Genomic DNA, 25,275 nt, shown 5'->3' on the forward strand with positions numbered 1-25,275 from the left:
CATTCCCCCTAATGACCTTTATCAATAAGCTGTGATTCTTTCATACCTCTAGCAAATGGAATCTCTATTGCAGTTATTATAACTATTAATATCATTGGAAATGTTACTGATTTACTTGTGGATAGTAACTCGAATAAGTAAACAAATAACACTCCTGATATTTGGCCCATCAATAGTATCAATCCTAGTGATGTTCCTTCTCTTATTGGGTATGCGACTTCACTACCATACTGGAACAATATCGGTGCTGCTCCCATTATTGCAAAACCAGCTACCGATGCTATTACACATATAAATATAAAACTACTCACATATGTTAGTCCTAAATAAAGTGGCACTAATGCTGATATAACTATCACTAATATTTTTACTCTTAGCCCTGATTTATCTGATATTATAGGCAATATTACAGCTCCTACTATCCCTGATACTATAAATACTGCTCCAACTACCCCTGCCTGTATGGATGTGATTCCCCTTGGAACTAATATTTTTTCTATAAGTGTCAATAATGTATTAAATACTCCCATTGATATAAAGCATATAAAAAGTACTAATAAGTATGATTTATTAACAAACAGCTTTTTTAAAGCTTTTATACTTATATCATCTTTTTGAGTATCTTGATCCATGATAATTTCTGGTCTTTCTTTAGTAAATATAACGGATATAATTGCTGATATTATTGAAATAATCGCTGTTATCATAAATACTCTTGGGACTCCATAGTTTTCAGCTACAATTGGTGATATAATCATCGGTACTACAAATCCTAGATATTGCGCCATAGTTAATATTCCTGTTGCAGTAGCCCTCTCATCTATAGGAAACCAATTTGATGACACTTTTGTAGATATATTTATTATAAATGGTTGCCCTATTGCTATTAGGAACTGTGATATTATTGCTATCATAAAGTTATCTGCAAATACTGCCCTTGTAAGAGAAAATATAGCTGTTATACTCCCTCCAATTATTAGAGAATATCTGTAACCAAATTTATCTACTACCCAAGACGCGGGTATGCAAAACAGTATATACATTATCATATAACTCATCGCAAAAAGTGATATAGACAAATCTGTAACACCGTAAAAGTTCTTAGCTAAGCTTGAAATAGGTGCGAGTGTTAACCATATTGTTTCTGTAGCAATGATTATAGGTACTATCATAAGCAAATTAACCCATCTGTATGATGGTCTACAAACTTTTATGTTTCGGTCTTCTTTCATTTTTTCCCCCTTTTTATTTTTTTTGAGTACTTTTTCTTATAAACAAATCTCATCAACATACTTTCAAATTTGTTTATATATTTAACCTCCCCAAGTAACTTTGCACCTACTAGTGTTTTAATAGCTTTTTTAGTAACCAATCTTACTGCATCCGCCTCATCGAAACTACTTCCTGTATATATTGCCCCTACATTTTTTATAAATACTACTGGTGATTTTTTTAAACACTTAGCTATTTTATATGCATCATCCTCAGTATTTTTAACATGTACACCTGCTATTTGTGCAAAATCATCTAGCAATGGTTTAAGTGAAAATCCTGATTGTGCCAATACTTTAACTTCTGGTGAGTCGTCAAACAAAATATGATTTATATGCTTATTGGTTTCAAAGATAATCTTATGCTTTTTTATCTTTTCTTTTGTATGAGTTGAAAGATTCAAAGCATTATTTGGTATGACATCGTTTTCATCATCTCTGTATAATTCAAAACCTTGGTTCGTCCTATTACTATTATAGTATTTTTTCCCATTTTCATCAAAAGGCTTATTTCCAATTTTATTCAATAAAACATAGCTTGCCATTTGGGCAGGATTATATTTGCTACTATGACTAAGGTTAAGATAATGATTTATTATATATTCTTCACATGCTTTTTCAAGTTCTAATATAGTCTCAAATGTTTTTTCGTAATCTTCAGCATAGCATAATGCTCCATGATATTTCATTATTATAGCATTTTCTTTAGTATTTTTTAGTGCCTCTAATACATTTTTGCATAATGATTTAGTCCCAGGCAATGCATACTTTGCGCATAGTATTTTATTTTTTAAGTTTTTGTAATTTCCATTGATTTTCATAGACTCTAGATGTGTTGCACTTATAACTGATGCATAGGTTTGATGTGTATGTATTACAAAATTTGCTGAGGGTCTTTGTTTGTATACTCCTGCATGTATCCCCTTTTCTGACGATGGTTTTATATCTCCACTGTAACTTAAATCATCTATGTTGACATGAACAATATCTTCTGGTTTTAGCGAGTTATAATTCATACCACTTGGTGTTATAACAAAACTGTTATTATCTACTCTACAGCTGACATTACCCCAAGTACGGGCTATCAAGCCTGTATCTACAAGCTTAATACCCGCTTTAATAACTAGATTTTTAGCTTCATTTATATCCATATATACCTCCTACGACTCCATCTCTGTAACTTTTTTGAATACATTTTCAAATCTAGCTAGTATATCTTCTAGCATATCATCTTTATATGCTGCACTAGTGTATAGTCTGCTTCCTGCTAGTGTAACTATACCCTCTGCCATGTATGCTGCTCCTATATGCTCCATTTCCTTCTTTCTCTTTGATGTCTCTTTGAGTATCGCTGGTATCTGCCATGGTTTTTTCCAATTTATTGCAAAATGCATAGTTCCAACGGTCTCCAAATGACATATGGACCCTTGGTTAAATACCACAAATGGAAGATTATATTTATCTATAAGTCTTTGCAGTCCTGTTATTAATTTATCTGCAAATAAGCCCGCTTTTTGAGCCGCATTTGTTCTCTCTATTTCACAAAGCGTATAGTATCCTGCCACACAGCTAAGTGGATTAGCTGCCATTGTTCCCCCTACTAATGCCTTCTTGTGTTTTGACGAGCCACTAATGCCAGCTGATAAATACTTCATGTATTCTCTTTTACCTCCAAGACCTCCTGCACTTGGGTACCCTCCAGCTACTACTTTACCGAAGACTGTTAAATCTGGAGATACTCCAAAGTAACCTTGAGCTCCTGCCATCCCTATCCTAAATGCAGTAACAACCTCATCAAATACCAGTAATGCACCATATTTCCTACAAAGCTTTTCTACTCCACTATTAAACTCTTTATCTAATGGTCTTGTTCCACTCTCTGGCCCTACTGGTTCTATGAGTACTGCTGCTGTGCCTCCTCTGAATTTATTGTAGAATAATTTCCTCTCTAAACTGTCTAAGTCGTTTGGGAAGAATTCATGAGTGTATTTAAACATACTACGAGGCACACCGTTTGCTTGTGTCCATTTTGTTCCAGGTACTCTTATACCATATGCAAGTTGATCACTCCATCCATGGTACGCTCCACCCATTTTTATGATATGTTTTTTCTTGGTTGCAAGTCTTGCTACTCTTATAGCAGCCATATCTGCTTCTGTTCCTGAACCCAACATTCTAAACATCTGAACTGTACTCATGTTTTCTGATATTTTTTTTGCTAATTTAAATTCATATTCATGAAATAATCCTGTAGATGGACCGCATGTGTTTAATAGCGCTATTACTTTCTCTCTTACTTCTATAGGGTTGCTTCCTAATACTGTAGGGCCTCCTGCTTGTAAGAAATCGTAATACTTGTTGCCATCTATATCATATAGATATGCTCCCTCTGCTTTTGTAAATACTAGTGGAAATGGATGATTAAAGGCTAGATTGTGTTGTACTCCTCCTGGTATGATTCCTTGTGCTTCTTGTATCATTTCTTTTGATTTTGAACACTGTTTATCAAAATAATTCTCTTCATAAGCTTTTAACTCGTCTGGATGTATTGAATATATCGGCTTCTTTATAAGCTCATCAAGCTGTTTAGTAACTTTTGTTACATCTGGATACTCTGAAATAGCAAATCTTTTATCCATACAATATATTCCTCCTTATTCAATTGATGAGTGAGTACTCACTCACCTATATTTTATCATTTTTATCTTAATTATTAAACCCTTACTTTATATTATAGTTAATTATCCCCAAAATCATTACATTTTGGTTTTATTGTGATAGAATAGTTATGATTCTATTATATTTTATGTTTAGAGGTGATTCTTTGAAACAAAAATATCACAGTAATACATTTGACAATATTCCTAATGAAAAAAGACTCAGAATACTTGAAACTGCTATTAAGGAGTTTGCTGACTTAGGTTATGATAGCGCTAATATAAACAATATAGCTAATAAATGTGGCATAAGCATTGGTTCTATGTACAAATATTTTAAAAATAAGCATGATCTCTATTTAACTGTTGTTGAGTTCTCTGTTAAAAAACTCAAGAAAGTTCTAGAAGATATCATTATTGATAAAAAAGACTTCTTAAGCATGATAAGAAGCATTGTTAAAGCTATTCAAGTATATACTAGAAACAATGTATATCTGACTAAACTATATAACCAAATGTCAACAGAAAACAACTCTGAGCTAGTTTGGAAAATAGCTTATGAAATGGAGAATATTACTGCAGATCTATATGCATCTTATATTAAGATTGGACAAGATGAAAACATAGTGAGAAAAGATATAAGTCCTCGCCACTTTGCTTTTTTCTTAGATAATTTATTCATTTTATTGCAGTTTTCGTACTCATGTGATTACTACAAAGAACGCATGAAGCTATATGTAAGCGAGGATGTCTTTGACAATGATGATTTAATGGCTGATGAGTTAGTAAAATTTATTAGTAGTGCTTTATTTATATAGAGTGGAAATTATTTTTAGGAGGAAAGCCTTTGATTACTAGTTTTAAACCTATTGTAGGTAATAACTGTAAAATATTGATACTTGGTTCTATGCCTTCTATTGAATCTCTAAGAAGACAAGAATATTATGCATTTAAAAGAAATCAGTTTTGGAAAATCATGTTCGAGCTATTGGGTAAATCTATTAGTAATAGTTATGAAACTAAAAAACAACTTTTGTTAGATAACAATATCGCTTTATGGGATGTTCTTAAAAGTTGCGATAGAGAAGGTAGTTTAGATTCAAATATTAAAAATGAAGTTGTCAATGATTTTTCTAACTTTTTTAAACAATACCCTAGTATAGAATATGTATTATTCAATGGTACTAAAGCAGAAAGTTCTTTTAAAAAGCATGTTGGCTTTAACACGTTTAAATCTTTAAGATACCATAGGCTACCATCTACTAGCCCTGCAAATACCGTAAAATACGACGAGAAATTTAAAGTATGGCAAGAGACTATAAATAGTATTAGAAGTATATAAGCTATAGATGTTCTAACAGGAAATCAAAAACATCACTATATCTTTTGCTCATGCTCTTACTAGCTTGAATAACATAAACTATGTTTTTATCTGGCATAACAGTTATTTCCTGTCCACCTGCGCCTCGTGCCCCATACCAATTATCACCTATCCACCACATTAGTCCATAACTTCCATTTAGCATCAGTTCATTTTCATGCGCAGGTGTAATAGCCTTCTTTATATACTCTCGTGAAACAACTTGTCTATCAGCGTGCTTACCTTGATTAAGAAGTAAAAATCCGAGTTTAGCTAAGTCCCGTGCTGACAAATCTGAACTGGCTTCTTCTACCTCATTTTTACCTATGTTATATGTAACTGAACACTTACTTGTCCACCATCTACCACTTTTTATATCAAGTGGTTTATATAAATATTCGTTACAAAAATCAAACGTGTTCATTCCCGTTGCTTTACTGATAATAGTAGATAATAAAATAACATCCCATTCTTTGTACTCATGTTTTATCCCTGGAAAATTAGCCATATGTATATCTGATAGATGCTCTAGTAAATCATTTGATTGCATGAGTCCTGTTAACATTGGACAATTATAATGAATCCCTTTATTCCAGTATATACCTGATGTCATTGTTAGTAAATGATATATAGTAATCATTTTATGATATGGATGCTTGTTCTGATTAAATGCATCTATATAATTACTTATTGGTTGATTTAAGTTTTTAATATACCCCTTATCTAAACAAATTCCCATGCATATAGACAATATACTTTTCCAAATAGATTTTATATTTCCACGCTTGTTTTGATTGGATTTATTATAATATCTTTCTAATATGAGTTCGTTATCTTTATACAACAATATGCTGTTTATAAGGCGGTATCTCTTTTGTTTGATATAATCATCAACTAATTTTATAAGCTCGTAATCCATTAAATAACACTCCTCTTTTTTGCTTTATTATTTTATCTTTTGGATAATACATTGTAGGAACAAGTCTTCTAAAATTGCTTTTTCAGACAACGGATATTAAGAATCCGTTATTGTCATTCTATATGTACCAAAACCAAGGGTACTAAAAAAATTATCTCGACTTACAGCATAAGGAAACGGAAAAGCCATGTATTGAAGAACAGAATCTGTATTAGTTTGTGGTATTGATACTTTATATGAAATCTTTTTATTAGGTGGTACTTCAAAAAATTTGATAAAATCACCATCAGCAAAAGCTATTTGGTTCCAATCCAAAAACCCTATAACTGCATAAGTGATTAAGTCATTTGTGTGATTTCCTACTAGTAATTTTTTTTCGTTAAATTCATTACTAGTAATTACAGGCTTTAAGTTAGCATTGTTATCAGATAAGTAAATATTGGTAACAGGGCCTTCTGATATTATTTTTATATTACTTTCAGTAGTAAAGATTTTTTCCGTTGTACTGAGATTATATCTAAGAGTCATGAATTCTTGCAATATGTGGGATTTATGAATATCAGAATCTTTTTGTAAGTAGTTTGGTTTTTTTATGACAAGATAACACAATTCTTTTGCGTGATCAGGTATGTCTATTTTAATATCAACACTTAAAGAATCCTTTTCTGCAAGTTCCACTTCATAACCTTTGCATATAGAATCTTTTACCATAAATTTAGATTGTTTATAATCAATTAAGACTAAGATTAAATATTTTCTTGGTAGAGATAGGTTGTGAGCCAATTCAAATCTATGTTTAAGCTCCTTATTTTCAATATAACTGCCACTATCTATTATTTTATTATTATTATAAACACCAAATGCTATTTGACCTGATGTTAAAATTCTATCATTTTTATTGTCGTTTGTTATATATAGAAATCCTATTAAAATAAAGACCGAGATACATATAGTAAATATAATTTTCTTAAATTTAAGTAAATACATATAAACACCTACCACTTCAGAAGTATTGAGTTGCATATAAATTATTAATAATTTATCCTCGCTATTCTTATTTGAAACAGCTTCTCTACTACACCACAAAGATTATCTTTGATTTCCCCTCACCAATGAACTATACTTTACAATGAATATCTTTATCACACTCCAACGCATTACCCAAATTCTTCTTAATTACTTGTTGGTTGTTTAGTATTGTTTCAGATTATCTCTGTAGATTCTTGTAATTACCCATTGCTTTATTCGCTTATTTCAAATATCTCCCTATTATTGAATTATTGTTTGCTTTTAACTGTTTTGGTGTACCTGTTGCTATTATATTTCCTCCATCGGTACCACCACCAATTCCCAATTCTATAATATAGTCACAGTTTGATAACACATAAGTATCATGTTCTGTAATTATGACACTATTTCCTTTACTTACAAGCTCTTTTATGAGCTTCATCAATTTAAGACTGTCATGAATGGAAAGCCCTATTGTAGGTTCATCAAATATATATACTGTACCCTTTGAAGTTTTTCCCTTTGAAAGCTCTTTTGCTAGCTTGATGCGTTGACTTTCTCCTCCCGATATAGTGGGTGTTTTTTGCCCTAATGTGATGTAACCCATTCCTACACGTACAAGTGTAGAAAGCATATTCTCTATAGTTTTATCCTTGTTCTTAAAAAATATAGTAGCTTCATCTACTGTCATTGATAAAATATCTTTTATATTTTTACCATCAACAGTTACATCAATAGCTTCTTTTATATATCCTGTACCTGAGCAAGCTTCACATTTTACATAAACCGAGTTACCAAAGCCTATAGAATATTGTATTTCCCCTTCTCCTTTGCATAGTTTACATCCACCTTCAGAGTTTTGAGAAAAAAGCCCTATTGATAATCCACTTTCTTTTGCAAATAATGTTCTCACTCTATCAAATATACCAGTATAAGTCGCTGGGTTTGATATTCGACTTCTACCTATTGGCTTTTGATCTATTACAATACACTTTTTTATATAATCAATACCACTTATTTCCACACCAGATAAATCATCTGTAAAATGTTCCTTATTTAACCGCTTACTTTTAATACTGTTCATCAATTTAGGTACTAGAGTATCAGCAATAAGGCTAGACTTGCCACTGCCTGATACCCCAGCGATTCCTACCATTATACCAAGTGGAATATCAACACTTAAGTTTTTTAGATTATGAAGATTACAGTTTTCCATTTTCAATGCTTTGGTATTATCTACAGGACTATATGATTTCTTAATATCCAATTTACTGCTATCTTTAAAATATGGTGCTGTATTTGAATTATCACAATTTAAAAACTCATCAAACGCTCCCTGAAAAATCTTATCTCCACCATATATCCCTGCATTAGGCCCTAAATCGATGATATAGTCTGCTGACCTTATAAAGCTTTCGTCATGCTCTACAGCAACAACCGTATTGCCTCGCTTTATGAGATCTCGGATTGTTTTTATAAGCTTTTCTTTTTCAATCTCATGAAGTCCTATTGTAGGTTCATCAAACACAAATATTATACTGTCCATCTCTGCTATAATATATGAAGCAAGAAACAATCTTTGTATCTCTCCTCCAGAAAGTGTAGGCAAACTACGAGATAATGAAAGGTGATATAGTCCAACATCTATCATACATTCTAGCTTAACTAATATTTCTTTTAGAACTGGCATCTTACTACTATCTAATGTATTTAAAAAGAGATAAAGATCTTTTATGTACATATTCTCAAGCTGGTATATCGTCTTTCCTTCTATTTTTATATGAAGAGCATATTCTCCAATACCTGCGCCACTGCATTTTGGGCATGTAGTCTTGTCTAAATATCCTGCATCAATAAGCATATTCTCTAACCTATTTGTTGATGAAAAAACTCCATTTATAATTTGTGCTATCCAAGGTATGAATCCGACAAATGATGATTTTCCATTATCTCCATACTTTAGATGTAATAATTGCTCCTCTGTTAGTGTCGATAGTTTCTGTGTAGGAGAAATATTATAAAGCTTGCAAAAGTTATCTAGCATTTTGCGAGTCTTACCTCTTTTACCTAACCCTAGGCATACATCTTCAACTTTTTGTGATGAATCTCCAAAAATTTTCTGTTCATTGATATTTTTAACTATACCTTTCCCTAAACACCTTACACACATCCCTTTTGGAGAGTTTCTCTGGAACATTCCCATTGAAAGCGGTTCTCCATTATCATATATTCCTTCTCTTTTTCCATACGTAGCAAACATCATCGCTAGCATCCCGTTTATCCTAGTTCGAGTACCCACAGTACTTCTTGGATTAGATTGACGAATCACTCGCTGCTCTACCGCTACTGTTGGCGAAAGCCCTGTTATACTGTCAAATGTACTAACACTATTAACTGAAAACTGAGCATCTGAAAACATCAAGTACCTACGTTTACCCTCTTCGTAAAGGGTGTCAAAGGCTAAACTTGACTTACCACTTCCTGAGACACCTGTTATTACTGTTAGCTTATTTTTTGGTATTTTTATATCTATTCCTTTAAGATTGTGTATTTTGGCATTTTTGATTTCAATGAACTTTTTCATTTATATTCCTCCAGTTGTTTTATATCTTATTATATCAAAAGGGATCTCAATGTTTCCATATTGAGAATCCCTTTATAATTTATTTTACTATAAATTCCCTTGAGTAACCATGATATTGTATGATTTTACCCGTTATTTTTTTATAAGCTCCATTATGTTTAATTCTGTATTTTCCACTTAGCGCATCCTTTGGTATCTCCCATATCACTTTAGAAATTGATGTTCCAAGTATGACAGAGTGTCTTTTCCATTCGTAACGTGTTTCTATATCCCAATCATATGCAACTGTTATCCATTTGCCTCCTAATTTATACTGTACTTCTAAAAAACTTCCTCCATGCCTAAAATCATTGTTTGGATGACCTGACCAAAACTCAACTTTTACTGTTTCACCTTTATTATAAGAGTTTTTAACATCTCTTTCTACATCCCCAAAATCATCCCAAGCTAATGTGTTATCGTATATGACAGGCGTTTCAAAACATACTTGCTTATCTGTCAAATCTGGAGGCAATAATCCAGTTGTTATATCTATATCATTTATAATTGTCAGTGCTAGTTTATCAAACTCTTGTATATAAGCAGGTAGGGTCCATTTCCCAAATTGTGTAGATGCTCCTTCATAATGCTGTTTATCGTACTCCTCAGGTGTAGCTAAATAACTAGTATACGAGTTAGATAGCCCTGATATAATTGCAGTGTATTCTTTTCCTGATTCTTTAAATACATCTTCTATTCTTGTTTTTAATCTTCTAGCTGACATGGTTGTTACCTCGGCTGGAATACCTGCTATAGCCACATTACCTATGGTAAACAGCTGTATTGGAATAATCTGTGGTGTCCACGCATCAGGTGTTGCTTTACACGTAGCAAATAATATAGGTTTTGGGTAGTGTTCCTTCCATAGCTTAGGATATTTTGCTCCGTTTATTTCTTTAAATTTAGGAACAAAGTTCAATAGCCTTTGCACTTTTTCTATATAATTATCTGCATCATTTAAGGAATATTCTGGCTGTTTCATCCCTTCATAAAACAAAGGCAAGTCAGTCGGATTGTCTTCTGCTCCTGGAGCAAAACTATACCCCATACATCCTCCATATGTTCTTTTTGTCCCTTTACCAGTGTATTTTTTATCTACAATTATATTTGAAAAATCTAAATAAGTATGTCTAAATGCTAGATCTCCACTTAATCTATCAGTAGCATTATCTGAAAGTTTTTTTGCAGCTTCATATTGCATTTTGCCTATTTCATATGTTCTGGCTAATCCTTTATCAGGTATATTTTTAGGGTCTTGTTCAGAATGATTTGGAGATGCATCGCCACAGTTACTTTGAGCAAATGCACATACAAAAGTTTTGTCTTTTGAATAATCAGTATTCATACTTTTTTCAAATAGATATGATGCCGTTCCTTTGTTATCACTACTAATAAGCAAATTCTTTACAGTCATTGACGTTGGGTGTACTGCAAACCAATTTAGTACTCCTAATAATTTTCCACTAGAATTTCTAAAATTCATTACATACATATTTTTATCTATATCATATTTGTATTTCTCTCTTTCTTCTTTTGGATTATTATTATAAGCTTCTAATGAACGGTTTTTATTAATACCTAATACAATCCCTTTATTATATTCAATATATCCCGTTTCTAAGTTATTATGAGCTTTTATTATGGATGTTGTTATTCCTTCTATAATCCCATCTAGATTTTCTTTAATATGTCCTTTTGTTGATACATTGTATAATCCATAATGAGAATATCCTCCTGGTCCATTATGTGTATGAGTAGCATTTATCATTATATTTTTGTCATGATATAACTTTCCATGCCCTTTATCTGCCAATTTATTTACTACCCCGTTTTTTATGGACTGAAAACACATCCCTAAATCTACATTAACGTATACTACTGATGTGCTTGTTTGAGGATGTTTAATAATGAATGTTCTTGCACGCTGTCTAAGATGAATTCCCCTGTTAGATTGTTTTGAATCCGCATATCCCATCATTACTATTTCTGCTGAAGGTCCTGTAATGTCTGCCTGTCCAACTCCAAGGATGTACTCGTCATTGTTCTTTTCTAATGTCACTTGTGATGTAAAACTAAGTGTAGAAAAAATTAATAATAAACACATGAATACTACAAGCTTGTTTCGCATTAGTTTTGCTATACAAGATATTAATGTTAAGAAAACACATTTCATTAACCTTGTACAACTACCTCCCTCCTTAATTTTATGGATATTTTGGATTTTGTAAATATTGGATGCTTAGTATTATTATATCAAATGACTAGCATTTTCAGTTATGTTTTTTAAATATTTGGTAATTATAATAAAGTTAGTTAATTTAAAGTATAGCATATTTTAAAATTAGATTGTTTTTATGTCGATTTTTATGGTATAATGTATTGTTTGTAATCGAAAGGAGAAAATTTGCATGAATATTAGAAATATAGCAATAATTGCACACGTTGATCATGGAAAAACCACCCTTGTAGACGAACTGTTAAAGCAAAGTGGTACTTTCCGTCAGAATCAAGAAGTTGCTGAGAGAGTTATGGACAGTAATGCATTGGAACGTGAAAGAGGCATTACTATATTGTCCAAAAACACTGCTGTAACTTATAATGATACAAAAATTAATATTATTGATACACCTGGTCATGCTGATTTTGGTGGTGAAGTTGAACGTGTACTAAAGATGGTAGATGGAGTAGTTCTTATAGTTGATGCTTTTGAGGGGGCTATGCCGCAAACAAGATTTGTTCTGAAAAATGCTCTAAATTTGAACTTACCTGTTATACTATGCGTTAATAAAATAGATAGACCTGGAGCTAGACCAGAAGAAGTTGTTGATGAGGTTCTTGATTTATTTATTTCACTTGAAGCAAATGATGATCAGATCGAGTTCCCTGTTGTTTATACTTCAGCTAAAAACGGAACTTCTTCGTTAGATCCAAGTATTCAAAATGACAATATGAAAGATTTATTCGATACTATAATTGAGCATATACCAGCTCCAACAAGCAATATAGAGGAACCTCTACAAATGTTGATTTCGACAATTGACTATAATTCTTATGTTGGTAGAATTGGTATAGGTAAAATCTCTAATGGTACTATATCAAAAGGCGATGAAGTTATTATTGTAAATAAAAGTAATGCTGAAATGAGTAAAAAGGTTCGTATTACTAAACTTATGTCTTTTGAAGGATTAAGTAGAGTTGAGGTAGATACTGCAAAAGCTGGAGAAATAATAGCTCTATCTGGTATTGAAAACATTACTATCGGAGATACAATATGTGACCCTACTAAGCCTGAAGCTTTGGACTTTGTGGAAATATCAGAACCAACATTGTCTATTGTAATGTCTGTTAACAACAGTCCTTTAGCAGGAAGAGAAGGTGATCTTGTTACATCTAGACAAATCCGTGAAAGGCTGTTTAGACAACTACAAACTGATGTTAGTTTGAGAGTTGAAGATACAGATGCTACTGATGCTTTTAAGATTTTTGGTAGAGGTGAACTTCATTTATCTATATTAATTGAAACTATGCGTAGAGAAGGTTTTGAATTCATGGTTGCTAGGCCAGAGGTTTTGTTTAAGCAAGTTGATGGTAAAACACATGAACCTATGGAGATTGTAACTGTTGATGTTCCTGATGAATACACTGGCTCTGTTATAGAGAAGTTAGGTATTAGAAAAGGTGAGTTAATCAATATGCAACCTTATGGTATAGGTCATACTCGTATGGAATTTTCTATACCTACTAGAGGCTTAATAGGTTATCGTTCTAAGTTTTTAACTGATACTAAAGGTACTGGTATCATGAACTCCATATTTGATGGATATGCGCCTTTCAAAGGTGAAATACCTCATAGATCAAATGGCTCATTAATAGCTACTGAATCAGGTGTATCTGTCACATATGGATTATACAATGCTCAAGATAGAGGTCTTTTATTTATTGGCCCTGGTGTTGATGTATATGAAGGTATGATTATAGGTATGAACCCTAAAGGACTTGATATTGACATAAACGCATGTAAAAGAAAGCAAGCTACTAATGTTCGTTCTACAAGTGCTGATGAAAAATTAATCTTAACTCCCCCTATTATATTCTCATTGGAAGAAGCTATTGAGTTTATTGATGATGATGAATTAGTTGAAATAACACCAAAGAGTATCAGAATCAGAAAGAAGATTTTATCTAAAACTATGAGAGTTAAAGATTTTAATAAGAAAAAGAGAAAGTAATACTAAAACGTCTTGTTTATTTCAAGACGTTTTTTATATGCAAATTATCCAATTACATTAAATTCAAATTGTTAAATTGTAAAAGTATAATATGGTTTCTCTACGGTTGATTTTTTCAACCGAAATTAACTGCAAATCCATTGTTATCCACTGTAGAAAGGGTATAATTATATATGAGGTGATTGATATGAAAGAGCTCAATATAGCTACTATTATTTCTACTAAAAGAAAAGAACGTGGTATTACTCAAAATGAATTGGCAAACTATATGGGTGTTTCTAAGGCATCTGTATCTAAATGGGAAACAGGACATAGTTACCCTGATATTCTCTTTTTACCACAACTCGCCACATATTTTAATATAAGTATTGATGAGTTAATTGGTTATGAACCACAGATGTCTAAAGAAGATATCAGTAAGTTATATAACAAACTTTCAAAAGACTTCAGTAACAAACCTTTTGGCGAAGTATATGAAACTTGTAATACCATTATAAAAAAGTACTACTCATGTTTTCCTTTGTTACTGCAAATTAGTGTACTATTGATTAATCACTTTATGCTTGCATCTGATAAAATGATGCAGGAAGATATCTTAGGTCAAATAATCACTCTATGTAAACGCATAAAAAATGACAGCAAGGATGTTTGGTTATCTAATCAGGCTAATTCAATTGAGGCTATATGTAATTTTCAATTACAACAACATAAAACTGTAATAGAATTACTAGATGGAGCTCTAAAACCATGTAGTGATGATACTACTTTATTAGCTCAATCTTACGGTATCTTAGGTGATAATGGCAAAGCTGATGAGATTTTTCAAGTAAGTATTTATACAAATCTGCTGCAAATAGTTTCTAATTTGTCTACTTATTTAGCATACTGCTCAAATAAAGGTGCCAAATTTGAAGAAACTCTCAACCGTATAATTTCTATTTGTGGTACTTTTAACCTTGATAAATTACATCCTGCTCTAATGCTTAATGCTTATTTATCTTCTGCTATAGCTTATTCTAGTCAACATAACAAAATAAGAGCAATAGATATGTTATCTAAATATGTACATATATGTACGTATCTATTCCCTATTAATCTTCATGGAGACTCTTATTTTAATCGTATAGATAATTGGTTGGAAGATTTAGATTTAGGCACTTCTCCTCCTCGTGATGAAAAATTAGTAAAAATAGATATACTGAAATCTATTACAGAAAATAACGCTCTAGGTAGTCTTAAAAATGAGCCTCAATATATAAGCTTAGTTAATAAGTTAAAAGATATTTTAAGGAGGAACTAGTATGGATATAATTATTGATAATTTATACCTTTTTATTCCACTAATAATAATTGACTTATTATTAAAAATAACCGCTTTGGCTCATATTTTTAAACATCATATATTTAAAATAGGAAATAGAGCTATGTGGATAATTATTGTGATACTTTTCAATATTTTTGGCCCTGTTTTATATTTTGCATTTGGTAGAGGTGATAATTGATGCATATACTTTCTATAAATAATCTATCTAAGAAATTCGGTTCTAACAAAGTTATTGATAATTTGTCGTTATCTCTAACTAGAAATACTGTTTTGGGTTTTCTAGGTCAAAATGGAGCAGGAAAAACCACTACTATGAAAATGATATTAGGACTGTTAAAACCGACTTCTGGTTGTATTGAGGTATGTGGAGAAAAAGTTGTTTATGGTCAAAATGATACTAATAAATATATCGGTTATTTGCCAGATGTTCCAAAGTTTTATGGGTATATGAAGTCAACTGAATACTTAAGCATATGTGGAAAGATTACTGGAATGACTAATAAATCTATAGAACTAAGGAGTAAAGAGTTATTAAAACTTGTAGGCCTCGATGGTATAAAAAAACCCATATCTAGCTATTCAAGAGGTATGAAACAAAGATTAGGCATCGCTCAAGCATTGCTTAATAATCCCCAATTATTAATCTGTGATGAGCCTACATCTGCTCTTGATCCTGTAGGACGTAACGAAATCCTTAATATTTTAAGGCAAGTATCAAGTAATATAACTGTGATATTTTCTACTCATATTTTATCTGATGTTGAGCAAATATGTGATGAAATAGCTATTTTACATGATGGTGTAATTGTTAAATCTGGCAAACTTTCTAATATTAAATCGGAAAATTCAACAAATAGATTGAAAATCGTTTTCAATTCTATTAATGATTTGAATGTTTTTGTGAGTTGTTTAAACTTAGATGGCCTCTCAGCTAATATAAAGGAATTTGATAATACTATATTACTACAAACTAGCAATATGCAGGAATTAGCATATATCGCACTTTCTAAATTAAAAGAAAAATCAATTATACCAAGAAATTTTCACATCCTTGACCAAACTCTAGAAGACTTGTACATGGAGGTGATTCAATGATAGCTTACGTTACTTTTATCAAAAAAGAATTTTATGAATACGTACGCACCTTTAAGCTCTTAATACTACTTAGTTTATTTACATTTGTGGGTATTGTTAGTCCTATAATAGCAAAAATTATGCCTGAAATAGTTAATAATTTTTTACCTGAGAATATTAACATCTCTATTAATAACCCTACAGTTTTAGATTCTTGGTCTCAATTTTTTAAGAATACATCTCAAATAGGTATAATTGCTATTATCATATTGTTTAGTGGATTGATTTCTAACGAGCTTAAAAATGGCACTCTTATAAATTTATTAACTAAAGGACTAAAACGTAGCACTGTAATATTATCAAAGTTTACAATGGCAGTATTACTATGGACCTTTTCTTATATCTTAAGTTTTACTATATGTTATGGATATACTCTTAATTTTTTTGGAAGCTGTGATATAACTAATTTAGCCTTTTCAATTTTCTGCTTATGGATATTTGGAGTTCTACTAATAGCTACTTTAATTCTTGGAGGCGTGATATTTGGTAATAATTATGGTAGTTTATTTTTTGCAGCTGGATTTGTAGTTCTTATGATGGTTACAAATATTGTTCCATCTGTCAAGCTCTTTAATCCTGCTGTTTTATCCTCTGTTAATGTAGCTATACTTGAAAAACAATATTTAATACACGACCTTAAATACAATATCATGGTAACTATAATTTTAATATCTATGTTTTTGATTAGCTCTATAGTTATTATGAATAAAAAAGAAATTTAGTCAGAATTAAAAGCACATGTTATTGGTTAAATAAAACATGTGCTCTTTCATCTATAATTTTTTATACACTATTTCACCTTCTATAATAGTCATCACAACATTAAAATCATCGTCTATTACTGTGAAGTTTGCTTTTTTGTTTTCTTTTATACTTCCAATCTTATCATCCATTTTTAGTATTTTAGCTGGTACTAATGATGCCATATGCACTGCATCTAAAGGATTAACTCCTACATGAATTATCATGTTTTTTACTCCATTTATTAGATTAAGTGTACTTCCCGCTAGCGAACCACTTTTTAACCTTGGTATAGAATCTTTTACTATTACCTTTTGTCCGCCTAGTATATATTCTCCATCTTTTAATCCTGATGCTCTCATACTATCAGTGATTAAACATATTTTATCTGCACTTTTACACTTTACTAATATCTTCATTACCTGTGGGTGAACATGAATTGTATCAGCTATTAATTCTGCGTACACATCGTCTATTGATAGTATCGCCCCTACTACACCAGGCTCTCTATGGTGCAATCCTCTCATACCATTAAATGTATGTACTCCTATCTTCGCCCCACTCTTTATTGCTTGCTCTGTTTGCTCAAATGTAGCATTTGTATGACCCATTGATACTTGTATATTTCTTTGAGTTAGGTACTCTATTGCTCTTTCTGCTCCTTCTTTCTCTGGTGCTATTGTTAGAACTTTGATTGTCTCATCTGATTTATATATTAGTTCTTTTAAATCATTTATATTTAACTCTCTGATATATTCCTTTGGCTGTGCTCCTTTATGCTCTTTTGTGATATATGGTCCTTCTATATATGCTCCTAATATATTCGCACCTTCTACACCCTGCTTTATAGCTTTATTTATATTATCTACTGCATACAATATATCTTCCCATTTGACTGTCATGGTCGTAGGTAAAAAAGCTGTTACTCCTTTTCTCGTCAAATATTTTGATATCTCGTTTAATGACTCATAGGTAGAATCCATTGTATCATAGTTATTTACTCCATGAATATGCATATCAATTAATCCCGGAAGAACTTTATATTGCGTCAAATCTATTATCTCTATATCTTCAGTAATGCTATAGTTTATACTCTTTATTACTGTATCTTCTATTAATAGATTGTTGTTTTTTAGTATCTTTTCTTCACTGTATATCTCGCTTGCTTTAATATAGTATTTCATACGGTTCTCCTTTGATTAAGGCTTAAATAATTTTGGCTAGATTCTCTGAGTTAAATTCTGAAAAAATATAATCTGCACTACTCAAATCTTGATTACCTGAATTTACATTCTTATATCCAATACATTTCATACCAGCCATTTTGGCAGCTTTTACTCCATTTGACGAATCTTCTATTACTAAACACTCTTCATATCCACACCCAAATTTATCTGCTGCTCTTAAGAATATCTCTGGATCTGGTTTTCCATTTTCTACTTCATCTCCATTGATAAAACCATCAATATATTTATCTAGTCCAAATTTATCTATTACATAACTTATAACTGATTCTGGAGATGATGATGCTATTATCATAGTTATATCATTATCTTTAAAGTATTTCATCCAATCGAGTATTCCGTCTACCATTTTTACTCCATTTTTTTCTAAGCCTTCAAGATACTTTTTTCTCTGCTTTAAGATTAGCTCATTCACTGTTATCCTATCATGTAAAGAATGTCGCTTGTGTAAATCTGACCATACATCTAGGCTAGTTTTACCTACAAATGATTCTCTCTGTGCTTTTTCTACATTTATGCCAAGTTCCTTATATATTTCTTCATCTAATTTACTGTAGATATGCTCTGAATCTATTATTACTCCATCCATATCAAAAATCACTAATTTCATTTATCTCCCTCCCAAAGTTATTTTTATAACGCTCCACTTTTATTTTGCCAATTAATGTTTCGACTACTTTTGAATTAATTTTGCCAGTTTCTTTGTTCATAGCGTTAGATATACCACAAGCATTAGCTAGCTTTAATGAGTTCTCTATATTATAATTATTTGCTAATGCGTACACAAATCCTGCAACTGTGCTATCTCCCGAACCTACTGGGTTTATAACCTCTGCTTTTGGTATTATAACCTTATATGTGTATTCTCTATTTATATACATCATACCTTCTTTGCCCAATGATACAGCTACATTGTCTGCTCCCATTTCTATTAACTTATTACTAGCTTTAATTATATCATGCTCGTTATTTATGATTGTGGCCGTGATATCTTCAAGCTCTTCTTTATTAGGTTTTATCAAGTAAGGTTTTGCTTTTATACCTTTGATAAGATATTTTGAACTTGTATCAAGTATAAACTTTACTCCTTTATTTTTTGCTTTATTTATCAAATCATAATATATTTCTGTATTTATTCCTTGCGCAATACTCCCAGACGCAACTACTATACTTGATTTATCTAGAATTTTATCATACGTTGATAAAAAACTCTCTAACTCTCTTTCATTTACCTTTGGACCTCTCTCTAATATCTCCGTTTGACTTCCATCGGATGATACTATACTAATACATGTTCTAGATTCTTCATCTATAGTAGTAAACTTAGTAGTTATATCTTGTTTTTCTAACTCTTTTTTTATAAATGTCCCTGTATACCCTCCAATGAATCCTAAGCAACATACCTTTTCTCCCAGCTGTGATAGCACCTTTGATACATTTATCCCTTTACCACCAGGTACTACACTAAAATCTTCACATCTAAATATTTTATCTACTGTAAATTCATCTAATACATAGTTCCTATCTATTGACGCATTTAGCGTTATTGTTGTAATCATATTACCCTCTGTCATTGCTACCACACATGATTATTTTTTCTCTTACAATCTCTTTCATCGCTTCTTTTGCTGGTATTAGATATTTTCTTGGATCACTGGCATCTGGATGGTCTTTAAAATACTCTTTTATTGCATTTGCAAATGGTATCTTTAGCTCTGTTGCTATATTTACTTTACATATCCCTAATCTTATGCATTTCTTTACACTTTCAGTAGGCACTCCTGAAGCTCCATGTAGTACTAATGGTACATTTACTTCATTATTTATAGCTGTTAATCTTTCATAGTCAAGCTTAGGCTCTGATTTATACAATCCATGTGCAGTTCCTATAGCTACTGCAAGCGAATCTATCTCTGTTTTGTACACAAATTCTCTTGCTAACTTAGGATCTGTTAATTCGCTCGATTTTTCGCTTACTACTATATTGTCTTCCTGCCCAACTAGCTTACCGAGCTCTGCCTCTACTGTTACGTCAAATCTATGTGCATAATCTACAACTTGCTTAACTAATCTTATATTATCTTTAAATGAATGTTTTGATGCGTCTATCATTACTGATTTGCATCCTATATCTATTGATCTTTTAATGTCATCAAGCTCTTCATGATGATCTAAATGAAATGATACTGGTATTTTGGAGTTCTTTGCTGCAACTTCCAAAATGTCTTGTAAATACTCTCTTCCTGCATACTTTATTGTACCAGGTGTTGCAGCTAATATTATTGGTGATTTCATCTCATTTGCTACTTCTATTACTGCTTGTACTGTTTCTAGATTGTGTATATTGAATGCTGGCACAGCGTATCCATGCTTTTGTGCATCTAATAACATTTGTCGTGTTGATACTAAATACATACTCTTCTCACTCCTTTTTATTGACTTAAAACTTAATGAAATCTCTCTTTTGGGTAATGCTTTGTGAGATAAAAACGTATAGTTTTGGTTACTCACTACCTATTGGTAGAAGCCTATCCTAATTTCTTACTGCTTAGTATAGTCCTTATTTCTAATGATTAATATTAAAGTGTTGTAGAAATAAGCACTCTAAAGTCGCTTCTCCAGAAAAACGGATATGCTTCTTTGTTACTTTATTGATTGCTCATATATTCTTTACATTATCTTTGTGGGTCTTGTGGTTACTGATATTTATTAAGCATCCTATATCCCATCTTCATCAATCTGTTTATTCTTTTTATTCAGCTTAAATGTAACTATTTGCTCTTTTCCAACCTCTATACTTTTTTTCATTAAGCTATTTGCATCAACATTATCTCTTTCAAAAATAATATCCAATATCATAGGTATATTTGTACCTGCTACCACCTCCGAATTACTGTTTTTTAATGATATTTCTACACATTTTTTAAATGGAGAACCTCCTGGTAAATCTGTATAAAACAAGTATCCGTTTACATCCATTTTGTCCATGCTACTTACTATCTTATTTTCTAAGTTCTCTAATGAATCTGATTTAATAAAATCTACTGCTTCTAAATAGTTTTGTTTTCCTACTACTAGTTCTAGTGAAGATTTAATGCCTGTTGCAAAGTTACCATGTCCACATATAATTATCCCTAACATATTTACTCTCCTATTTCTATAATTTTAAAGGGCTTACTCAGAAATTTTATTTCCTAAGTAGCCCCAAGGGCATATAAATTAGTATAATTGTAACACGTAAGATGAGCGCACATATTAGCGTAATACTCTATACTAATCTAATTTCCCTAAATAGCTTATAATATACTTAAATATTTACCTATAACTCCTATTACTATTGTAAGTCCTATAAGTTTAACTGGTGATAATCCTTTCTTGATTAAATAATACATTAACATTGTGTAAGCAAATGGTAGCATCTTCGGCATTACTTTGTCTAATACATCAGCTTGCAAGGCTACTGATGCTTTACCTGCTTTTATTACTAAAGGTGTGCTAAGGCTAATGTATGAAGCTATTAAAGCTCCTACTACTGATATACCTATAATTGATGCACCATGTGAAACGTGCTTTGTACCCTCTTTAAGTTTTGCTATTGCTCCAACTCCTGTTTTATAGCCATAATGCATTAAACCAAATCTAATTCCAAAGTGGAATATATTAAATATTAATAAAAATATTATTGGCCCAGCTACATTTCCATCTATTGCCAATGACGCTCCAATACCTGCTGCTATTGGTAGTAATGTCAACCAAAATAGTGCATCCCCTATACCACCTAATGGTCCCATTGTTGCAATTTTTATACCTCTTATACTGTCAACACTCTCTTTTGCTTCTTCCATTGCTATTACTATACCCATAATAAATGTAACTAAAAATGGATGTGTATTGAAAAATTCCATATGTGCTTGCATTGAGGATGATAAATCTTTTTTATCTTTATGAATCTTTTTAAGTCCTGGTAATATACTATATAACCATCCTGCTGCTTGCATTCTCTCATAATTAAATGATGCTTGTAATAATAAAGATCTCCACGCCATCTTGTTAAGATCTCTTTTAGTTATAACTTTATTCTTTGAACTATCTACATAAGTATTAGATGCCATCTGTTCTAACCTCCTTATTACCAGCTTTAGGTCCATTAGGTTTGTTTTGATAATAGTCATATAATGCTATTGCTGTTGCTAGTAAAGCTACTGCTAGAATTGAAAGTTTTAAGAATGTAACTAAAATAAATCCAACTATCAAGAAAGCAACATATTCTTTCTTTAACATTATTTTAAGTAATATTGCAAAACCGATTGCAGGCATCATACCACCAGCTACTTTTAACCCTTCAATAAATGTTGCAGGCAATAGATTTACTATATCTGTTGCTTTCTCTGCTCCAAAATATACTGGTAAGAATGCACATATAAAATAACTTATAAATAATATCGTTATACCTAGATAGTTGATTCTATCTATACCCTTTCCATTGGCATTCTTTGCATAATTATCTGCTGTATGCATTACTGGTGAAAAAGCTGTAAACAGTAATGTGATACCTGCTTGAGCTGCTAACGCAAATGGTACTGCTATACTAACTGCTACATTTGGCTCTTGCTTAGACAATATTGCAAACGATGTCCCGATGATACCACCTATAACTACATTTGGTGGCTGTGCACCTGCTAGTGGAACCATACCCATCCATACTAACTCTAGCATACCTCCTGCAATTAAACCTGTTTTCATATCACCTAATATAATTCCTACTACTACTCCTGTAACAACAGGTCGGTGAATATGAGTTAGACCATTGAATAAGTCAATACCTGTTATACCTGCCCACAAGGCAACTAAAAGTGCTTTAATTAACATAATTACACCTCACTTTTTTATATTAGAATGTCTTATTTGACATTCTTTCTACAGAAGTAATAATGTTCTAAACAATATTACTTCTATAACAATTCAATCAAGTTTACGCCTTTGTCTTCTGGTACTCCTCTTAAATCTAGTTTTACCCCAAGTTTATCCAATTCTTTTAACGTGTTTATATCATTTTCATCTACTGAAACTGTTGGTGATATTTGCTTTTTTCCCTCTGAGTAATGCATGTTTCCAATATTTACTTTGTCTATTGGTACCCCACCTTTTACTAACCTTAAAACATCTTGTGGATTTTTACAAACTATAAAAATCTTTTGCGCATCTGATGCTTTATGGATTACATCAATCGTTTTTTGAATAGTAAAATATCTTGTACCTACTGTACTTGGAACAACCATGTCCATTAAGCTTTGCTGTACTTCATCTTCTGCAACTTCATCATTTGCCACTACTATTAAATTAGCTCCTAACCAGTTTACCCATGTTACTCCTACTTGTCCGTGTACCAGTCTATTGTCGACTCTTGTCCATAATATGTTTGGCATATTTAACACCTCTCTTTAATTTTATTAGACTTTGTAATATATTATATTATCACCAAATTACTTGTATTCATGTATTATAACACCTTTAACTACTCTATTAACGATCCCACTTGGACTTGGATTATCCGCCTTAACACCAAGCTTTATACTTTGATACACAGCTAGCATCTGAGCATTCAATATATAGTCAAACAGTAAAAATATGTCGTCTTCATATTCTTTTTTGTCACTATCTATGCTTATATAATAGTCACTATTGTTTCTGACTACATCATCTTCATATCCTGTTATAGACAGGATTTTGTGATCACCTTTTTGATTAGATATCTCCTCTAGAAAATCCATTTCATATTTTCTTGCATAGCTATCGTTTGAAAAATATATTATCAATAGTGTTTTATCATTTACGATTGATTTTGGACCATGTCTAAATCCTAAACATGAATCATATGTTGTAGCTATCTGTCCACTTGTTAACTCTAGCACTTTTAGTGCTGATTCTCTTGCTAACCCTTTCATTCCACCTGAGCCCAAATACACTATTCTATCAACATCTTGCATAGATAATTCTTTTAATATATCCACACTATCATTTAGTATCCTATCTCCTAGATCTGCTACCCTATTTATATGTTCTTTAAATATATCTAGCTTTTCTAAATTAAATATTAGCAAACTTGCTAATACCATTGCTGTAAAACTACCTGTCATCGCAAAACCTTTGTCATTAGATTCCTCTGGCATCAATAAAACTAAATCATTCTTGCTGTTGCAGAATTTAGCTAATTCACCTTCTTCATTACAAGTAAGTGCTAAGTGGTATAGATTGTCAATTATTTGTTCTGCTAATTTAGCTGTTGCTACACTTTCTGGACTATTACCAGACCTTGCACAAGATATTAATAGCGTTGGTACATCCTTTTTTAAATAATACTCTGGATGTGATACAATATCTGTTGATTCGATAGTTTCTACTTTATAATCTAATACGCTATTTAAATACAATGCTACACTTTCTCCAACAAACGCTGAACTCCCAGCCCCTGTTAAAATTATTCTAGTATCTTTATGCTCAAGTGCTCTGTCTAAAAATTTTTTTATGATACTTTTGTTGTCTTTTATTTTCTGAAATGTATCTCTCCATATTTGAGGCTGATTACAAATCTCACACGCAGTTATTTTAGCACCCAATTTGTCTAATTTATTATCAGAATATCCTATAAACTCCATTTCATTTCCTCCTTAAGTGATGATTATGTCATCATGTGGTCATTATGAGTTTGATTAAAAAAATACATATTATTGTTTTTACTTAGATTACTCATTTTTTGTCAAACTT

23 protein-coding genes are annotated in these 25,275 nt (G+C 31.6%); 7 read left to right on the forward strand and 16 right to left on the reverse strand.

Annotated elements, in window-relative coordinates:
* Positions 1–8 precede the first annotated feature (8 nt).
* Genes P3X86_RS16285 through P3X86_RS16295 form a run of 3 tightly spaced genes read right to left on the reverse strand, consistent with a single transcriptional unit; the run spans position 9 to position 3,910 of the window.
* Positions 9–1,232 carry an MFS transporter gene (locus tag P3X86_RS16285; protein ID WP_483293786.1) on the reverse strand — a complete coding sequence of 408 codons (1,224 nt, stop codon included), beginning with the start codon at positions 1,230–1,232 and terminating at the stop codon, positions 9–11.
* Positions 1,229–2,422, reverse strand: coding sequence for a class II aldolase/adducin family protein (locus P3X86_RS16290; RefSeq protein WP_483293787.1), 1,194 nt, complete (start codon positions 2,420–2,422; stop codon positions 1,229–1,231). Before P3X86_RS16290 ends, P3X86_RS16285 begins: the two co-directional genes overlap by 4 nt.
* Before the next feature lie 9 nt (positions 2,423–2,431).
* The gene (locus P3X86_RS16295; protein ID WP_483293788.1) at positions 2,432–3,910 is read right to left on the reverse strand and encodes an aspartate aminotransferase family protein; all 1,479 of its coding nucleotides are present in this window, start codon (positions 3,908–3,910) and stop codon (positions 2,432–2,434) included.
* A gap of 185 nt (positions 3,911–4,095) precedes the next feature.
* Here P3X86_RS16295 and P3X86_RS16300 point away from each other — a divergent pair, with 185 nt between their 5' ends.
* On the forward strand, positions 4,096–4,746 hold the full coding sequence (locus P3X86_RS16300) for a TetR/AcrR family transcriptional regulator (RefSeq protein WP_483293789.1): 651 nt from the start codon (positions 4,096–4,098) through the stop codon (positions 4,744–4,746).
* A 29-nt stretch (positions 4,747–4,775) separates the two neighbouring features.
* Complete coding sequence (locus P3X86_RS16305; protein WP_483293790.1) at positions 4,776–5,270, forward strand: DNA-deoxyinosine glycosylase; 495 nt, start codon at positions 4,776–4,778, stop codon at positions 5,268–5,270.
* Between the two features lies 1 nt (position 5,271).
* Here P3X86_RS16305 and P3X86_RS16310 read toward each other — a convergent pair whose 3' ends face one another.
* The 4 genes from P3X86_RS16310 to P3X86_RS16325 form a co-directional block, all read right to left on the reverse strand.
* On the reverse strand, positions 5,272–6,207 hold the full coding sequence (locus P3X86_RS16310; protein WP_483293791.1) for a serine hydrolase domain-containing protein: 936 nt from the start codon (positions 6,205–6,207) through the stop codon (positions 5,272–5,274).
* A gap of 96 nt (positions 6,208–6,303) precedes the next feature.
* A complete protein-coding gene (locus P3X86_RS16315) occupies positions 6,304–7,194 on the reverse strand; it encodes a hypothetical protein (RefSeq protein WP_483293792.1) in 891 nt (296 codons plus the stop codon).
* 262 nt (positions 7,195–7,456) lie between these two features.
* Positions 7,457–9,799 carry an excinuclease ABC subunit UvrA gene (locus tag P3X86_RS16320; RefSeq protein WP_483293793.1) on the reverse strand — a complete coding sequence of 781 codons (2,343 nt, stop codon included), beginning with the start codon at positions 9,797–9,799 and terminating at the stop codon, positions 7,457–7,459.
* Between the two features lie 79 nt (positions 9,800–9,878).
* The gene (locus tag P3X86_RS16325; protein ID WP_483293794.1) at positions 9,879–12,011 is read right to left on the reverse strand and encodes a neutral/alkaline ceramidase; all 2,133 of its coding nucleotides are present in this window, start codon (positions 12,009–12,011) and stop codon (positions 9,879–9,881) included.
* Between the two features lie 235 nt (positions 12,012–12,246).
* Between P3X86_RS16325 and typA the strand changes: the two genes are divergently transcribed.
* The 5 genes from typA (at position 12,247) to P3X86_RS16350 (ending at position 17,247) form a co-directional block, all read left to right on the forward strand.
* On the forward strand, positions 12,247–14,067 hold the full coding sequence (typA, locus tag P3X86_RS16330) for a translational GTPase TypA (RefSeq protein WP_483293795.1): 1,821 nt from the start codon (positions 12,247–12,249) through the stop codon (positions 14,065–14,067).
* Positions 14,068–14,254: 187 nt separating this feature from the next.
* A complete protein-coding gene (locus P3X86_RS16335) occupies positions 14,255–15,367 on the forward strand; it encodes a helix-turn-helix domain-containing protein (protein ID WP_483293796.1) in 1,113 nt (370 codons plus the stop codon).
* A 1-nt stretch (position 15,368) separates the two neighbouring features.
* Positions 15,369–15,569: a PLDc N-terminal domain-containing protein gene (locus P3X86_RS16340; protein WP_483293797.1), complete on the forward strand. Its 201-nt coding sequence runs from the start codon at positions 15,369–15,371 to the stop codon at positions 15,567–15,569.
* On the forward strand, positions 15,569–16,486 hold the full coding sequence (locus tag P3X86_RS16345; protein WP_483293798.1) for an ABC transporter ATP-binding protein: 918 nt from the start codon (positions 15,569–15,571) through the stop codon (positions 16,484–16,486). Before P3X86_RS16340 ends, P3X86_RS16345 begins: the two co-directional genes overlap by 1 nt.
* Positions 16,483–17,247, forward strand: coding sequence for an ABC transporter permease (locus P3X86_RS16350; RefSeq protein WP_483293799.1), 765 nt, complete (start codon positions 16,483–16,485; stop codon positions 17,245–17,247). Before P3X86_RS16345 ends, P3X86_RS16350 begins: the two co-directional genes overlap by 4 nt.
* A gap of 51 nt (positions 17,248–17,298) precedes the next feature.
* Here P3X86_RS16350 and nagA read toward each other — a convergent pair whose 3' ends face one another.
* From nagA to P3X86_RS16395, 9 genes are all read right to left on the reverse strand, one after another.
* On the reverse strand, positions 17,299–18,450 hold the full coding sequence (nagA, locus tag P3X86_RS16355) for an N-acetylglucosamine-6-phosphate deacetylase (protein ID WP_483293800.1): 1,152 nt from the start codon (positions 18,448–18,450) through the stop codon (positions 17,299–17,301).
* A 22-nt stretch (positions 18,451–18,472) separates the two neighbouring features.
* On the reverse strand, positions 18,473–19,120 hold the full coding sequence (locus P3X86_RS16360) for an HAD family hydrolase (RefSeq protein WP_483293801.1): 648 nt from the start codon (positions 19,118–19,120) through the stop codon (positions 18,473–18,475).
* On the reverse strand, positions 19,101–20,069 hold the full coding sequence (pfkB, locus tag P3X86_RS16365; RefSeq protein ID WP_483293802.1) for a 1-phosphofructokinase: 969 nt from the start codon (positions 20,067–20,069) through the stop codon (positions 19,101–19,103). Before pfkB ends, P3X86_RS16360 begins: the two co-directional genes overlap by 20 nt.
* A 1-nt stretch (position 20,070) precedes the next feature.
* On the reverse strand, positions 20,071–20,925 hold the full coding sequence (locus P3X86_RS16370) for a tagatose bisphosphate family class II aldolase (protein WP_483293803.1): 855 nt from the start codon (positions 20,923–20,925) through the stop codon (positions 20,071–20,073).
* Positions 20,926–21,228: 303 nt separating this feature from the next.
* Positions 21,229–21,651: a PTS galactosamine/N-acetylgalactosamine transporter subunit IIA gene (agaF, locus tag P3X86_RS16375; protein WP_483293804.1), complete on the reverse strand. Its 423-nt coding sequence runs from the start codon at positions 21,649–21,651 to the stop codon at positions 21,229–21,231.
* A gap of 155 nt (positions 21,652–21,806) precedes the next feature.
* Positions 21,807–22,622 carry a mannose/fructose/sorbose PTS transporter subunit IID gene (locus P3X86_RS16380; protein WP_483293805.1) on the reverse strand — a complete coding sequence of 272 codons (816 nt, stop codon included), beginning with the start codon at positions 22,620–22,622 and terminating at the stop codon, positions 21,807–21,809.
* Positions 22,612–23,379 carry a PTS N-acetylgalactosamine transporter subunit IIC gene (gene agaW / locus P3X86_RS16385; RefSeq protein WP_483293806.1) on the reverse strand — a complete coding sequence of 256 codons (768 nt, stop codon included), beginning with the start codon at positions 23,377–23,379 and terminating at the stop codon, positions 22,612–22,614. Before agaW ends, P3X86_RS16380 begins: the two co-directional genes overlap by 11 nt.
* An 83-nt stretch (positions 23,380–23,462) precedes the next feature.
* Positions 23,463–23,936, reverse strand: coding sequence for a PTS N-acetylgalactosamine transporter subunit IIB (agaV, locus tag P3X86_RS16390; RefSeq protein ID WP_483293807.1), 474 nt, complete (start codon positions 23,934–23,936; stop codon positions 23,463–23,465).
* A 57-nt stretch (positions 23,937–23,993) separates the two neighbouring features.
* Entirely contained in the window at positions 23,994–25,166 is a 1,173-nt protein-coding gene (locus tag P3X86_RS16395) for an SIS domain-containing protein (RefSeq protein WP_483293808.1), read from the reverse strand.
* Positions 25,167–25,275 lie beyond the last annotated feature (109 nt).

The sequence above is a fragment of the Abyssisolibacter sp. ZYX002 genome (genome assembly GCF_056892235.1).